The 589-nt window shown below is 59.3% G+C and carries 1 pseudogene; it reads left to right on the top strand.

Annotation, left to right across the window (positions count from 1 at the left end):
- Positions 1–589 (top strand): annotated as a pseudogene (locus tag PHA81_RS20860) (ISH3 family transposase); the annotation flags it as partial.

Here is a 589-nt window from a genome sequence, read left to right on the forward strand (position 1 = left end):
GTTGAAATCTCTTGCTCTGGAGATGCTGGAGCTGATTCCGATGGAAGGGATCGAGGGCTCCGGCCTCGATCCCGAGGGGATCATGGAAGTCGTGCTTCGGGCCGCCGTTGGAACGACATCGATCAACGGGGTCACGACGAAGACCAGCGATACGCCAAACCGCAAGACCGTGATGGACTGGCTCCACACCCTCCAGAAACCCGCCATGCTGGACGCTGTGAACGACATTCTTGCGTTGGTCGCAATGACGGTTCTCGACCGTGGCGGGTCGAGAACCGTCTGTATCGACTTCATGGACAACCCGTTCCACGGCCACCCAGAGGACGAAAACGAGTTCAGGAGGATGCAAGCCCGTGACGGAACAACGAAGTGTCACCGCTATTGTACAGCGTTCGTCATCGCCCGGGGAAAGCCACTGACTCTCGCCGTAGAGCCAGTAGCTGGCGAGGACAGCAAGGCTGACGCGGTCGAGCGCGTGCTCGCCCGCGTCGAGACCTATCCCTTCGAGACCAAGCAGATTCTCATCGATAGAGCTGCCTTCAACGGGGAACTGATCGGGGTACTTCGTGAGACTGCGCCGCCAGTCTTT

It is taken from the genome of Halococcus sp. PRR34 (genome assembly GCF_028617175.1).
Classification (GTDB): Archaea; Halobacteriota; Halobacteria; order Halobacteriales; family Halococcaceae; genus Halococcus; species Halococcus salifodinae.